The 14,776-nt window shown below is 41.8% G+C and carries 10 protein-coding genes; 4 read left to right on the top strand and 6 right to left on the bottom strand.

The window, feature by feature from the left end:
* Window positions 1-18: 18 nt before the first annotated feature.
* On the bottom strand, window positions 19-1,479 hold the full coding sequence (locus V7K15_RS18935; protein WP_334907596.1) for an inorganic phosphate transporter: 1,461 nt from the start codon (window positions 1,477-1,479) through the stop codon (window positions 19-21).
* Between the two features lie 393 nt (window positions 1,480-1,872).
* Entirely contained in the window at window positions 1,873-2,541 is a 669-nt protein-coding gene (locus V7K15_RS18930) for a ribonuclease T2 family protein (RefSeq protein ID WP_334907594.1), read from the bottom strand.
* Window positions 2,542-2,724: 183 nt separating this feature from the next.
* Here V7K15_RS18930 and V7K15_RS18925 point away from each other — a divergent pair, with 183 nt between their 5' ends.
* From V7K15_RS18925 to V7K15_RS18910, 4 genes are all read left to right on the top strand, one after another.
* The gene (locus V7K15_RS18925; RefSeq protein WP_334907592.1) at window positions 2,725-3,891 is read left to right on the top strand and encodes a pyridoxal phosphate-dependent aminotransferase; all 1,167 of its coding nucleotides are present in this window, start codon (window positions 2,725-2,727) and stop codon (window positions 3,889-3,891) included.
* A 326-nt stretch (window positions 3,892-4,217) separates the two neighbouring features.
* Entirely contained in the window at window positions 4,218-4,568 is a 351-nt protein-coding gene (locus V7K15_RS18920) for a histidine triad nucleotide-binding protein (protein ID WP_334907590.1), read from the top strand.
* 355 nt (window positions 4,569-4,923) lie between these two features.
* Window positions 4,924-5,481: a recombination mediator RecR gene (recR, locus tag V7K15_RS18915; protein ID WP_292789635.1), complete on the top strand. Its 558-nt coding sequence runs from the start codon at window positions 4,924-4,926 to the stop codon at window positions 5,479-5,481.
* A gap of 486 nt (window positions 5,482-5,967) precedes the next feature.
* On the top strand, window positions 5,968-6,168 hold the full coding sequence (locus V7K15_RS18910) for a hypothetical protein (protein WP_334781111.1): 201 nt from the start codon (window positions 5,968-5,970) through the stop codon (window positions 6,166-6,168).
* Between the two features lie 218 nt (window positions 6,169-6,386).
* Here the strand turns inward: V7K15_RS18910 and V7K15_RS18905 are convergent, their stop codons facing one another.
* From V7K15_RS18905 to V7K15_RS18890, 4 genes are all read right to left on the bottom strand, one after another.
* A complete protein-coding gene (locus tag V7K15_RS18905; RefSeq protein ID WP_334907658.1) occupies window positions 6,387-7,646 on the bottom strand; it encodes an RNA-guided endonuclease InsQ/TnpB family protein in 1,260 nt (419 codons plus the stop codon).
* A gap of 217 nt (window positions 7,647-7,863) precedes the next feature.
* Entirely contained in the window at window positions 7,864-11,733 is a 3,870-nt protein-coding gene (locus tag V7K15_RS18900; RefSeq protein WP_334907588.1) for a CHAT domain-containing protein, read from the bottom strand.
* 64 nt (window positions 11,734-11,797) lie between these two features.
* The gene (locus V7K15_RS18895) at window positions 11,798-13,033 is read right to left on the bottom strand and encodes an RNA-guided endonuclease InsQ/TnpB family protein (RefSeq protein WP_442949699.1); all 1,236 of its coding nucleotides are present in this window, start codon (window positions 13,031-13,033) and stop codon (window positions 11,798-11,800) included.
* A 291-nt stretch (window positions 13,034-13,324) separates the two neighbouring features.
* Entirely contained in the window at window positions 13,325-14,011 is a 687-nt protein-coding gene (locus V7K15_RS18890; protein ID WP_334907656.1) for a hypothetical protein, read from the bottom strand.
* Between the last annotated feature and the right edge of the window lie 765 nt (window positions 14,012-14,776).

The raw sequence follows: 14,776 nt of genomic DNA, 5'->3' as shown, positions 1-14,776 counted from the left end.
TGCCCAATGCCCCATTTCCTACTTCAAACCCAGAATATTAAAGACTATGTACAAGCTCCCGGCGTATGTCGCTGAACCAAGCAGTACGCAAACTGGCAGGGTCAGCACCCAGGCTAGCAGAATATTTCTCAAAGTATCGGCTTGCAAACCTGAATGGTTCGCCGCCATTGTACCCGCTACACCCGATGATAGAACGTGAGTGGTGCTGACTGGCAGACCGAAGTAATCCGCAGCACCAATAGTTGTCATAGCGACTAACTCGGCGGAAGCTCCTTGAGCGTAGGTAAGGTGGTCTTTGCCAATCTTTTCACCCACTGTCACCACGATCCGCTTCCAACCAATCATTGTACCCAGACCGAGTGCAATGGCAACGGCAAATTTTACCCAATTGGGAATAAATTTAGTTACTTTATCCAACTGCTTTTTATAACTGGTAAGCACCTCTTCTTGTTTAGCATCGGTTAATTTTTTCTGATTGTCCAGCTTGCCAATTGTTCCAGCTACTAGATACATATCGGTTCGTAATGAGGCAAGCTGATCCTTTGAAAGCTGCTTGAAACTACTCTTACCAGCAAGCTTATCTCCAATTGTCCGACTCTCGGCAGCAAGGGCTGCAAATGTTTTGTCGTTGGCTTCGCCAGTTGGTTTGAGGAAGTTGGAAAGCTCATCTGTGAAGTTTTGGCTACTTAAGGATGTTCCTCTTCCTTGTTGTTGTAGCACTGGAATCACAGAGTTGGACGTAGCGGCCAACTGAGCGATCGCTCCGGCATTGGTATCCATATTCAGTGCAAACATACCTGGTAGAATGCCTACTAAGATCAGCATGATCAGACCCATACCTTTTTGACCATCATTTGAACCGTGGGCGAAGCTCACACCAGTACACGTCAAGATTAACAAACCACGTATCCAAGGCGGTGGTGTTTTATTCCCTTCTGGCGCACGGTACAACTCTGGTCGTCTGATCAGTCTCTTCGCCAGCAGTAACAGCAGTCCGGCGCAGGTGAATCCAACAATTGGTGAAACCAGTAGAGATGTGAAAACTTCCTCCGTCTTTGCCCAATTCACACCCTCGCCAAAGACATGACCCTTAGACAACAATGAATTTGCTAAACCAACACCCATGATTGAGCCAATCAGCGTATGTGAACTGGATGCAGGTAAGCCCAAGTACCAAGTTCCCAAGTTCCACATGATCGCGGAAATCAAAAGTGCAAACACCATTGCAAAGCCTGCACTTGAGCCAACATTAATTACCAACTCAACGGGAAGCAGGGCAACAATGCCAAAAGCAACGGCTCCACTTGATGACAGCACACCAATTAGGTTCCAACAGCCTGACCAGACGACGGCAATGTTTGGCTTCAGGCTATGAGTGTAAATGACAGTAGCAACTGCATTTGCAGTATCATGAAAACCATTGACAAATTCAAAGCTGAGTGCTAGACCCAGCGCCAAAGCTAGAAATAAATATTCCATTTAGCACTCCCAATAAAAGACAAGAATGCAATCTGACAAAAACAAGTTGTGTGACAAAAAAAACTATTAAAACTAAGAAAAAAACCTGGGATTATTGCAATTGTGCGAACTACTCAAAAAATTATGGTTATAAATATAACCTCTCCTTGAACAGATTCTCTGATTGCGTCTACTATCTCGAAATAAGAATGGGTTCTAATTACATTTGAAGATTAGGATAGATAAGTTAATAAATAAATAAGTAATAGTAAAGAAAAAATTAAGGAACTTCAAATCATATTTGTGGGGAATGGGGAGCAGGGAAGGAAGAATTTTAGATTTTAGATTTTGGATTTTAGATTGAAATTTAATCCAAAATTCAAAATCCAAAATTAAATTGCCCCATGCCCATTGTTATCTAACGTTTCTCAGTAAGAAATCTGGCTGACCACAACTTTTTTGGGATCGCTTCAAAATCTCGGCGCTACAAATACCAGCTTCACCGTTTTTGGAATAACAAAAGAAGACTTCTTGCAAAAATCTTCCCGAACCCGAACAAAAAGGTGCTATACCATCAGCAGTAATTTGATTATTAGCACTTACGAATGAATTTTTGAAATCTGTAATTGTGGTACGCAAGGGTTTATTAGGACGATTATAAGCTGCGGGAATAGCGATCGCATCTTTTAACTTTTTACTAAATGCCAAGTATTCCGCCGGAGTTTTCCCCGAACAAGTACCATGTTTTTCCCATTCATGATCGTAAAGTTTATTGCTAGGATACAAATTGGCAAACTGCTGCTTTACTTCCAACGGTAATTTTTCCGTAGAACAATTAGCAGGATAACCAGTTTTGTACTGTGGCCACAAACCATGTAGTACAAAACCAAGTTTCTTTCCAGAACCGCACTGCTGCTGATCACGAGTACCATTTGCTGCACAATAATCTGGCGACCAAGAGAGTGTCAGGACATAAAAATCAAATTCAGCCGGAGTACCACGATTTTGAGCAATCGCACCATTCGGTATAAAAAGACCAGCAATTAACACAGAAGATGCAATGAAAAGTTTATTGAATTGCATATAATTAATTTTCCCTAAAATCAAAACACTACATAGAGTATATTGTTAAGAGTCAATGGTCAACAGTCAGTAATTCTTCGTAATTCTCCCGTTCCCAATCCCCAACGAATTCAGAAAAAGCAAATCTTGGTACGGATTCTGGGATATCCTTAGATAAGTGAAGATTTGCCAAAAATAGTAAGAATGAAGCTGGCAGCAAGAGTAAGTCAGGTAACACCTTCATTAACCTTAGCGATCGCAGCCAAGGCTAAGGCTCTGAAGGCAGAAGGAATAGATGTTTGTAGTTTTAGCGCTGGAGAACCAGATTTTGATACTCCAGCGCATATCAAAACCGCAGCAGTAAAAGCTTTGGATGAAGGCAAAACCAAGTACGGTGCAGCAGCCGGAGAACCAAAGTTAAGGGAAGCGATCGCCCATAAGCTTAAAATTGATAACGGTCTTGATTACAAGTCAGAAAATGTCATCGTCACCAATGGCGGTAAGCATTCTCTGTACAACTTAATAGTGGCGCTAATCGATCCCGGTGATCAGGTAATTATCCCTGCACCCTACTGGTTAAGTTATCCCGAAATGGTGACTTTGGTCGGTGGAGTTTCGGTGATTGTACCCACAGATGCCACGACTGGTTATAAAATTACGCCCGAACAACTCCGTAAAGCAATCACGCCGAAGACGAAGTTATTTATCCTCAACTCCCCATCTAATCCCACAGGGATGGTTTACACGCCAGATGAAATCAAAGCACTGGCACAGGTAATAGTTGATGCAGATATCCTTGTGGTCTCTGATGAGATTTACGAAAAGATTCTCTACGACGGTGCAGAACATATCAGCATCGGTTCTCTAGGGAAAGAAATTTTTGACCGTACTTTGATTAGTAATGGGTTTGCCAAGGCTTATTCCATGACTGGGTGGAGACTTGGTTATTTAGCAGGCCCAGTGGAAATTATTAAAGCCGCCAGTACCATCCAAGGGCATAGTACATCGAATGTGTGTACCTTTGCCCAATATGGTGCGATCGCGGCTTTGAAAAGTCCTCAAGATTGTGTCGAAGAAATGCGCCAAGCCTTCGCCAAACGCCGACAGGTAATGTTAGAAAGACTCAACGCCATTCCCGGATTGAGTACCGCAAAACCACATGGCGCTTTTTATCTGTTCCCTGATATCAGCAAAACTGGTCTAAAATCCCTAGAATTTTCTGACGCTTTGCTAGAAGAACATCAAGTTGCAGTCATTCCCGGAATTGCCTTTGGCGCTGATGACAACATTCGCCTTTCCTACGCCACAGATATGGCGACGATTGAAAAGGGAATGGATCGATTAGAGAAATTTGTCAAGTCGCGTATTTAAACCACATCTATAGGAGTCATAAAAGAAATGGTATAAGGCTAAAATCTAACACTGGCGTAGGTTGGGTTTCTTTCCTCAACCCAACATTATCAAGACTTCGTTGGGTTTCACTGTCGCTGAACCCAACCTACTAATCTTCTTAACTGAACTTATTCACATATACTTATATTTTTTCAAAAATAAAATCGGATTGCTATATTTTGAGAACCATAGTTTTAAAAGTAGTGGGAGAGACTTGATCATAAAAAGCAGTATTTTGTTGTGCAGATGATCAAGTGACTACAGTAAACTTTTAAAATCTCTAGCAGATGAGCAGGTAGATTGGCATGAGTGAAACTACAGAAACTATTTTCAGCAAAATCATTAGTCGGGAAATTCCCGCTGATATTGTTTATGAAGATAATTTAGCCCTGGCATTCAAAGATATCCACGCCCAAGCGCCCGTTCACATCCTCGTCATTCCCAAAAAACCCATTCCCTCATTAACTGATGCTGAATCTCACGATCATGCTCTGTTGGGGCATCTTTTGTTAACCGCCAAACGTGTTGCAGAAGAAGCAGGACTGAAAAACGGTTATCGAGTTGTGATCAACACTGGTGATGACGGTGGTCAAACAGTCCATCACTTACATCTGCATATTTTGGGAGGACGGCAGTTAAACTGGCCTCCTGGTTGATAAAACCCGATGAATTGTGTATCTAGACGCGATTCATCACTAAAAAAAATCACTGTTTGGAACTTAGTACAGAACACCACAAAAAGAGTATGGAATTTAATCATTCGTAGGTTGGGTAGAACGAACGCGAACAGCGTCCCGTAGGGAAGTGAAACCCAACATCAAGTCTGAATATTTCCGAACCCCTTTTACGGTGATGTCTACTTAGCAGACGGGGGTGTAGAATCTCCTTTACTTCTGATAAATTAAATGACCAATCCAAAAACCAGTAAGAATGTCATCATAGTAAAAGTAAAAACATTCTGGAGATAAGACAACGGTTTACGCACGCCCTTTAGCACGGTTAATTGAGCAATTGCAACGCTTGCCGGGAGTTGGCCCTAAATCTGCCCAACGACTGGCTTTGCATATTTTGAAGCGCCCAGAAGCAGAAGTTGAAGCTTTAGCACAAGCTCTTATTGAGGCAAAAAAGCAGATAGGCTTGTGTTCTGTTTGCTTTCACTTATCTGCTGAACCAGTTTGTGAAATCTGCCGCAATTCCAACCGTGACAACAGCACTATCTGTGTTGTAGCAGATCCCCGCGATGTGATTGCGCTGGAAAAAACCCGCGAGTATAAAGGTAAATATCACGTTTTGGGTGGGGTGATTTCGCCAATTGATGGAATTGGCCCAGAACAGTTGACTATAGTGGCTTTGCAGCGCCGGGTGAATCAGCAAAAACCTCAAGAAGTAATTCTGGCAATTAGTCCAAGTGTAGAAGGGGAGACAACAACACTATACATCGGTCAGCTACTAAAACCATTTACCAAAGTGACGCGGATTGCTTTTGGTTTGCCTGTAGGTGGTGATTTGGAGTATGCCGACGAAGTGACCCTAGCAAGGGCATTGGAAGGACGTCGTGAGTTAGATTAGGCTTAAATAAACTTCCTTATTTAAAGCTAGCTTTCGCTTCTGATCATCGCCTGACTAATTCTGTTAAGGGATTTTCAAGAAATAAATTATCCAAGAAAACGTAGACGCGGAGCGGCTTGCCGCAGGCTACCGCAGAGGCGCAGAGAAGCCAGTGCGTTGCGGGGGTTCCCCCCGTTGTAGCAACTGGCGCGGCACAGAGAAAGGAAGAGGAGAGAGGATTGTTATATGAGGTTTTTGGATATTTTTTAATTTGGAAGTCCCTAAAATCACGTTTGCCAGCACGTAAATTTTGAGTTAGTGCCAGTGTGCAAAGGGATTTAGGCAATCTCATAACCCAAAAATCAACAAGCTAGTCTTAAAGGGAGTGAGCTATTGCTAGCAACGCAATCCAGAAGCCTCAATTAAAAGCATTTGCCTCTGGTGTCGCTTGAATAAGGAAAATGATAGAGTTAAGAGCGATCGCTACGCAAAAAATGTAAATAAGATATGTCTGACCAAAAAGATAAAGCTCAAGAAAAAAACCGCCTTGAACAGCTTCAAGAAGAACAAGGCAACACCGATTCTAAACACTCAGGGGGCGCTGGCGCTTCTGGCGGCAACTCCGGTGCAGGTAAATCTGGCACATCAAAAATTTCTGCCACTGGTACACCTGATGATATCGAAAAAGTTGATCAGGAGCAAAGCTGACTCCGACAACGAGTCAAGGTTTAACTGCGTCGGCTCTCATTTGTAACTAAACTCAACAATGGTGGATTGAATACCTGATTATTTAGTCCACCATAGCGATCGCACAAGGAGCATGATACTGATGTTATTTACAGTGCTGATACTAAATAGTTGTGGTCAAGAATCGGCGAGGATTGACACTCTCAGCCCTAAAGGGAACTGAGATTCTACAGACAGAATTAGTTTAATCTAATTCTCGTTACGGTGGTCAAACACCGTCTAGTGAGTTTACTTAAATCGAGTTTAAGCTTTCCCGTTACTTTTTTTAAGATATTCGCTGATCCATTAAGATCAGCGTTCATTAAAAACTTTTCACCTGTCAAGTAAAGCCCTCTCAAAATTCGTCTCCCAGATGCTTTCCACCCTTGGGGTTTCTCACCGTACTTGGGTAGGGAGTCTCCATCTAGAAAACTCGATTTTGAAGTATAACTCTCCTCTGTCAGGTGAAAGTTTATACCATATTGAGAACACAGTTGATTGAGTCGAACTTTCAACTTACCTAATGGCATTTGAACGAATTTTTGGTTATTCAAATTCCCCATATTGGAATTCAGTTTAAACCCCTCGTTCCAACCTAGAACTAAGTTACCTATTTTATTTTTGAGACAGTGGTCAATAATCAACTTTGCACTTTTGTTGATCCCATCTCTCATTTGATGGTTTCGTTTTCTGGTAACTCGATCTAACCAACTGTCCCAGTAGTCACTTGACTTACCTTCTTTTTTAGTAGATACTCTTTTATTCCAGAGTTGATTGTCAGCTTTTAGTTTTCTTGAATCAATTAAAAAAGAATTCCCTAAAGTGTCTACACAAGCTGCTAAATTATCGGCAGTTCCCAAGTCAATTGATAGGGCTTCACTAATATTTAAGTCAGCGTTCTCTTGCTCAACCAAATAAGATAACTCCAGGTAAAAAGCCCCATTTTTTGGTAATATCGTAAACTCTTTTACTTTTGAGAAATCTAAGTTAATTGGCATTTGGAGAAAGAATTCAGATATCTCAAACCACCTTTTTACTGTCAACCCTAAAGGAAATCTAATTTTCTGATTTTCAAGAGTTGGCTTACCCGCTCCAGTGTTGGGAAACGCAACTTTGAAAAGTTTAGATCCTTCGAGGTAACTAGGAGGCTTAGGTTTAAAAGGTAACTCACCTTTTTTAGACTTGTTTTTTAATTCTTTGAAGGATCTAAAAGCCTTGCTTACTGACATTAGTGTTTGTTGAGCAACTATCGAAGGTAGTGAACTTGCTAATCTGGTTTTGCTAACAGTTGACTCATATATTAGGTCGAATTTACCAGTGAGTAACTTACCAGTTTTGAAAAGTGTTTGTCTAGCAAAATAGACCCCGCAGTTATACAGTTTACCTGCCTGTTGACAAAGATACTCCAATATTGCTTTAGTATCTTTGTCAGGGGATAATAGGACTTGTTGAACTCCCATCAAGGGCTTAATTCTGACCATAATTTATATTTCGTGTTACAAGTTAATTGTCTCACGAAATGAGAAGTTAATTAAGCAAGACGTAGGTGACTAAAGTCACACGATTCCCTTATATCTCAGGTCTGTTCGCGCTTGCGTCTCCCCTTGGGAGAAGACGCTGAGTTTTACGCTTACCGAGAGCTTTATAAAACAGCAGTTTTAGCAGCAGCACAAAAGATTAATTCGGCTTACCCGTAATCGTAAATGCTGCCCAGTAGTAAGGATGATTATAAAGATTTTTATCTGATGCCATTTTACTATTTCTATATACTTGTGTCACTAAATAAGTTTGAATTCGTAATTCATCAGGATGCAGATTATTCAAAATATCTTCATACCATTTTGTCAGTTCTCCAGCAGTTAGTTCTTTCAGCCATTGTGTTGCTTCCGCTAAGGCAGTAACTGCTGATTTATTAGGCTGCAATCGTCGGTAAAACTCGATCATTACCAAGGCACTAGCTGAAGATTCTACACTCCAGAGAGTACTCACTACATGAGGAACGCCCTGACTCACAAAACCACTAACTAAACTCACATATTCGCTGCTGATAGTGTGGTTGCTAGTACTTAAATTTTCACAGGCAGATAGAGTAATAAGGTTGTAATTTGCTAGATTCTGTTGGCATTCATCTAGAGTAAGTTTGTCTTCACCTGCTAATGCTAATTCTGACTTTTTAGGTTCAGCTAAATTATTAGTGACACGACCCGTAAAATGAAAGATGTTGTAATTACCAAATAAGGCGTTTTCCACAATAGTTTTCGTAGCTTCTGACCCCTGAATTCGTTTGATATTATTAAACATCTGGCTCACAACTTCCGACTCAAGTTTGGCAAATTTTAGTGTGGGATAACCTGCACTTTCAGGATGTTCAACACTGAGCAATAACCGATTTTGCCACTGCCAAATCTCTTCAGTTTTTATTGATAAACCTATTTGGGCACTAGGCAGATAGGTAACGCTGAAATTTGACTCCACATTCGGCAACTCTTCCGGCGATGGTGAAGAGAGATGGAAAAGGGTATGAATGGGCAATCTGGACAAGTCACGGTGAGGAATTAAAACCAGTTGGGTGATGCCTTCGAGTTCCTGTGCAATTGTGGAAATATTCAGAATTTCATACAGTTGCAACAGCTTCTGTTCCATATCAACTCGCCAAGAATGCTGGCTTTTACTTTCTTTGTCTTGAGCTGTGCTGCGATATTCTTGATATTGTTGATCCCAATCTTCTAGCCAAGTTTCAAATTCAATTAGGCGTTGCACTGCTTCGGGTAAGGGCAATTCATTTAGACGGATAGCGTCTTCTCCTAAAGGTATTGCCCCAGGATCTTGCATGGGTGTAAAGAGGAGAATTGGTGATGGCGCTTGGTCTTTGAGAATGAAAGTATGTAGGGCTACTGGGCTAATATGCCAGTAAATAATTGCTGTTGTGGGATTGAATAGTTGTTGAATTCCGCCATAATCAGGTGAGTAAATCTCATCATTCCAGCCAGAAAGCAGCCAGTTTAAACAAGCATTTTTACCTTGTTCGGCAATTTGCCAAGCTTCAACTAAATCACCGGACTCTACGGCTAAATCAACTGCTAATTGCTCAAAGCCGGCAAATTTTAGAGCTAGCTGTTTTTTACTTTCGTCTGAGCGAGTTTCCTCACTCAGCAATTGTTGCAATAAATCTGTACCGCGTTGCTGTAATTCTTGAACTTGTGTTGTTTGTCCCAAACCCATCAGCACTTTGCTTAAAGATTGCAAAACCTCTAGGTGTAACTGAGGAAAATATTCTAGTGTGAGGGTTAATAGCGCTTGATGGTACTCAGATGCGGCTTTGCGCCAATAATCGCGGGTATTGGGATATTTTTTACCTCTGTCGTAGTAAGTATTCCCGATCGCAACATGCAATCTACCCCAACCTTCTGGATGGGTATCTGTCCGCAGATGCTTTAACCCTTCCTCGTAGCTGGCTAATTTTCCTTCGTAGCCGCCCTGTTGTAAGACGGAATTTGTCGCTGTACTACTCGAAAAATTCAGCAATGCGTCAGAGTTTACTAAATTACCGATCGCAGTTCCCCGACCAATCCAAGCTTCCCAATAATCTTGTTTAATTTGCAAAGCGTTGTCATAACAAGCGATCGCTTCGGCAAATTGTTCTAAAGAAAACAGTGCTACTGCCTGATTATACCAAGCTAAGTGGAAGTCGGATTTTATGGCGATCGTTTGCTGATAGGAAGCGATCGCTTCTTGGTGGCGTCCTAAGTTGTCTAATGCTATACCCCGATTGTACCAAGCTAAGTAGAAGTCGGTTTGAACTGAAAGGGCTTTATCCCAGGAGGCGATCGCTTCTGACCACTTTCCTAAATTAAACAGCACTACACCCCGGTCTATCCAGACTTCGTGATACTCTGGGTGAATTTCTAGCGCTTTGTCATAAGATATAATCGCTTCGGCAAATTGTTCGCCTACAGCTAGTGCTATGCCTCGGTAATACCAGTTTTCCTGGTCTTCTGGTTCCAAATGCAGGGCTTGATCATAACTAGAAATAGCTTCCGGTAGCCAACCTAATTTTAGCAGCGCCAAACCCCGGCTAGACCAAGCTTCTTGGTAGTCTGGTTTAATTTCTATGGCTTTATCAAAAGAAGCGATCGCTTCTTCAAAATATCCTAATTCTCCTAGAGTTCGACCTCTGTTGTACCAAGCTTTGTAGAAGTCGGGTTTTAGTTCTGTGGCGGTTTGGTAAGATGCGATCGCTTCATCAAAACGTTCTAAATGAAACAGCGTCAAGCCTCGGTTAAACCAATATTCTGGGAATTCGGGTTGTAGTTCAATCGCTTGGTCATAAGATGCGATCGCGCCTAACAAATCACCCGTTTTCGCTTGGCTTAGACCTTGGTAAAACCACGTTTTCGCCTGGGTAACAGGATTATCGCTATGTCGCTCAATAATACCAGAGGAATTACTGCTTTGATCTGCCAAATTAGCAGCAAGTTGCTGGACTAAATTGGTACTTTGATCCAATCTTACCCACAACTCATCTAGAGTATAAGCCACATTTGGCTCTAAATTCGTCAAACTGTTATCCCAGGTTGACTCCGAGTCAGACGTTGTTAATTCAGTTTTTTCTCTAGTGGAAAGGACATTTGTTGGTATTTTAGTTGGAGTAACTTCCTGTTCATCGCCGAACCTCAGTTGGGCTAATGAGGTGATTGAATCTTCGGCTGCCGGGAGAGGGAGATTTTCTCTGATTGTGGTTTGGCTGTCTTCTAGTTCATATTCCAATCCCAGTTCTTCTAAATTCTCAGTCAATTCTTCTTCTGAAGAGACATTTTCGGGTGCTAACGTTATTGGTTCAACATCTTGCAGATCATATTCCCATAACTGTTCACCTAAGCTACGGATTAACTCTTGACCAGGGGAAGTTGGGAAAATTTCTTCATCGGTTGTAGATTCTCCGACATTTGGCTGATCATACTCCCATAACTGTTCGCCTAAATTGCGGATCAGTTCTTGCCCAGGAGTAGTTTCTATTGCATTTGGCTGATCACACTCCCATAACTGCTCGCCTAAGTCGCGGATCAGTTCTTGCCCAGGAGTGATTTCTACCCCATCTTGCGCCTGATTGTCCTCATACTCTATAGGTGTGGGTGAGTTTTGTATGGGTGAGTTTTGCATCAGCCGGATGCCAATGTTGTATGCGACATCTCCAATTCTGCCAACACCAAGTTCTCCCAACTGCACCATCTGGGTTGCTAACAGAGGATTTGGTGCGGGTGAAGCAAGCTTGCTTTCGCCAAACATCACCAACCAATCTATCCAGCGTTCAGCCGGAATCCGATTTTCGATCCGTTGTAGATACCTTAATGCCCACTGTCGTCCTCGTGCTTGATGCACGCCTTCTAACAATTGGATAAACAATTGTTCCAGATCCGCATTGGTTAGTTCTGGTAGTACCCCCACCAGATTGCGTCCTCTCCCACCCTTGAGAGAACGACGAGTCTGCTTACTTTCAATGAGGCGCTTTAAAAATCTTTTAAGCGACTGCGATATCCGCCTGAGCATCTGCCACACTCTTGGATTTTGTTTTTCTAGATTGTAGCCATCGTTGTGTTCAAAAAATCATTAATTACTTGACACTCCTCGTGCCTTTAGGCACGGGGATTCTTTGATCTACGAGACAACTTGCTGATGCAGGATTTCTCTCTTCATGAGTAGAGGTCGCTTCTCCCAAAGAGTTGCTTGCATCTAGTGCAAAGGTTCCGGTATGCCCTACCGTACCCAATCCTGAGTTAAGGATATTTATGCTGGCGTTATGATCTCTATCTAGCTTGCAGCCGCACTGACAAACGTGTGTACGAGTAGATAGTGACTTTTTGACAATTACGCCACAGCTAGAGCATTCTTGCGTTGTGTATGAGGGATTTACCGCAATAGTAATCCTCTTAAATACCTTCCCAAAATACTCTAACCAAACTCTAAATTGATACCAGCCAGCGTCATTGATTGATTTCGCCAAACAATGATTTTTCACCATGTTCTTAATCCTCAAGTCTTCATAAGCTATCAAGTCGTTAGACTGAATTACGCACCTTGCCAATTTCACAGCATGGTCTTTACGTTGCCTACTTATTTTGAGGTGAACTCTACCTAATATATTTCGTGCTTTGCGCCTGTTGTTAGAACCCTTAACTTTGCGAGAAACAAGTCTTTGTGACCGTTTCATTTTCCGTACAAGAGTTCGATAAAACCGAGGATTTTCAATCTTCAAACCAAACGAATCAGTATAAAAGCTGTCCAGCCCGACATCTAATCCAACTGTCTGATGAGTTGGTTGTATGAATTCTTGGCGATGTACATCAACGCAGAATTGGGCATACACACCATCCGCACGTTTTACCAATCTCACCCGTTTTATCTGGTTGATTTGATAAAAATGCAGGTTACGAGTACCTTTTAGCTTTAATCTACCAATACCGTTTTTGTCAGTAAACGTTATAGATTTACGATCATCGGCAAGCTTCCAACCTGACGATTTATACTCAACAGAACGACAATCTTTCTGGAATTGTGGGAAGCCCTTTTTGCCAGATATCTTTTTCTTACAGTTGTCGTAAAAGCGAGAGATAGTAGCCCATGCTCGTTCGGCTGCGGCTTGACGAGCCATTGAATTTAACTTATTCGCAAAAGGAAACTCTTTAGCCAATAATGCACAATGCCTCGATAGTTCAATCCAAGACGAAGCAAGACCTTCCATCCACAATCTGATCGCTTTATTCCGAATGAACTGAGTCGTTCGGATTGCTTCATCAATTGCTTGGAATTGCAATGCTTTGCCGTAGGTTTTGAACTCAAAAACTAGCATGAATATCTCTCTTTTCTGCTTATCTTATAATAACATGGACATCATAAGATTATCAAATATCTTTAGGAAATATAATATAAAGCCGTCCTAGAAGCGATGCACTGAGCTTTGTCGTACCACTTCTCGTAGAGAAGTGGACGGGGCTTTTACCCATTTTTTTGGTAAAAACCCATTAGATCCTGACAGCGCTTGCGTAGCAGGTTAGCAAAAAATATACAAAACTTCAAGAGCATAGCATTAGAACGTTACAATTTCCCGATTCAACTCTTGAATTTTGAGTTTGCCAAGCAGTTAATTTTCTGTTTGCTCTGTGGTCGATTGACCAGCCGGATATAATTGACTAATCAATGCCTGGACAAGCAGTTGTGGATCGTCTGTCTCAACAGCAAGCTGTTCAGCAATCTGCTGGCGTAAGTTTTGATCCTCCTGCAACATCACAAATAACTCTTCTAAGGTGACAGTTTGGGATTCTGCCTCTGGGAAGTTCTCTGGCGCATCTGCTGATTCTAATATTGGGGCGGTTGGCTCAGAGGGCAAAGTTGTGCTGAGAGCATCTGGCCCTTCATATTCCCAAATTGGTTCGCCTTGATTGCGTGTCAATAATTGCATCCCGATGCTATAGGCAACATCTCCGACTTCGCCGATGCTCAACTCACCCAGTTGCACTAACCGCGCAGCTATTTCATTATTGGGTGTAGCTGATGCCAGCAATCTGTCCCCAAAGCGCCCTAACCACTCAACCCAGCGTTCAGTTGAGATGCGATGTTCAATATTATGCAGCCACTTCCGTGCCCATGCTTCCCCTCGCGCTTGATGTACTCCTTGCAACAGTTCGTTGAAGAGAAATTCCAGATCCGTATCGCTTAAGGGAGGTGCTGGTTCTTTTTGCACATTCCCCCGATATTTTGAGGCAGTCTGTTTTCCACCAAACAAGCTCTGAAAAAGCTTTTTGAGCCATTGAAATAGCCGCTTGAGCATCTGCTGCACCATCGAGTATTGCTTATCCTAAAATTGTAGCGATCGCACTGGACTATGGCGTTAATTCCGTCAATAAAATCTATAGACACGAAATCTCTTTTCTCATCTAGGCATTGATCGGACTTAAATATTGACAAAATAGGCAACAAGTGCATTAGTGTGGATAAGGAAAGTAACAAGGTAATGCCTACCACGGGCTACGCCTACGCTAATTAAGATGTTGTGGACTTTATATATAAAAAAATAGCGGAAAATTGAGTTATTTAAAAATAGCCTTAAAGATCAGGGAAAAAGTATCATTGGTTGTTTGTAAATCTTTCCCAAAATTATCATTCCCAAAATCATAAATATTACGATTCCAAGTAAAGCCTATACTTGATGTTGTAGTAAAGGAGTTTCGCAAAGTATATTGTACCGATATCCCATAAGTATTAATATTTTTTTGGGAGATAAATAAGCAGTCAAGCTAGCATTACTTCCTATGGGTGCTGTGAGACTTGCTTGTAACTTATTTCCAATGGCATCGGGGAACAAATCTAAAAGTTGACTGACACGCAAAGAAAATTTATGAAAATCTATACTTGTGCCGACACTGACAAAATTATCAACTGGATTATCTAAAAAATTATCTTTATGGTGTTCCCAAGCATAACGAAACTCTGTAAATAGACTTAGGGTGTGTCATCAAATAGGCATCAATCTATTTTAGAATTAGTGGCTGATGGAAAATTCAGAAGAGTGAGGAGTGTTATCATGACACGTCGT

The sequence above is a fragment of the Nostoc sp. genome, assembly GCF_036919815.1.
Lineage (GTDB): Bacteria > Cyanobacteriota > Cyanobacteriia > Cyanobacteriales > Nostocaceae > Nostoc.
Note: the sequence above shows the minus strand (reverse complement) of the source record. Positions and strands in the feature narration are given on the sequence as shown.

Bases quoted from the DNA above. Each gene is read 5' to 3' on its own strand.
- V7K15_RS18935 (WP_334907596.1), bottom strand. From the start codon at position 1,479: ATGGAATATTTATTTCTAGCTTTGGCGCTGGGTCTAGCACTCAGCTTT.
- V7K15_RS18930 (WP_334907594.1), bottom strand. From the start codon at position 2,541: ATGCAATTCAATAAACTTTTCATTGCATCTTCTGTGTTAATTGCTGGT.
- V7K15_RS18925 (WP_334907592.1), top strand. From the start codon at position 2,725: ATGAAGCTGGCAGCAAGAGTAAGTCAGGTAACACCTTCATTAACCTTA.
- V7K15_RS18920 (WP_334907590.1), top strand. From the start codon at position 4,218: ATGAGTGAAACTACAGAAACTATTTTCAGCAAAATCATTAGTCGGGAA.
- V7K15_RS18910 (WP_334781111.1), top strand. From the start codon at position 5,968: ATGTCTGACCAAAAAGATAAAGCTCAAGAAAAAAACCGCCTTGAACAG.
- V7K15_RS18905 (WP_334907658.1), bottom strand. From the start codon at position 7,646: ATGGGAGTTCAACAAGTCCTATTATCCCCTGACAAAGATACTAAAGCA.
- V7K15_RS18900 (WP_334907588.1), bottom strand. From the start codon at position 11,733: ATGCTCAGGCGGATATCGCAGTCGCTTAAAAGATTTTTAAAGCGCCTC.
- V7K15_RS18895 (WP_442949699.1), bottom strand. From the start codon at position 13,033: ATGCTAGTTTTTGAGTTCAAAACCTACGGCAAAGCATTGCAATTCCAA.
- V7K15_RS18890 (WP_334907656.1), bottom strand. From the start codon at position 14,011: ATGCTCAAGCGGCTATTTCAATGGCTCAAAAAGCTTTTTCAGAGCTTG.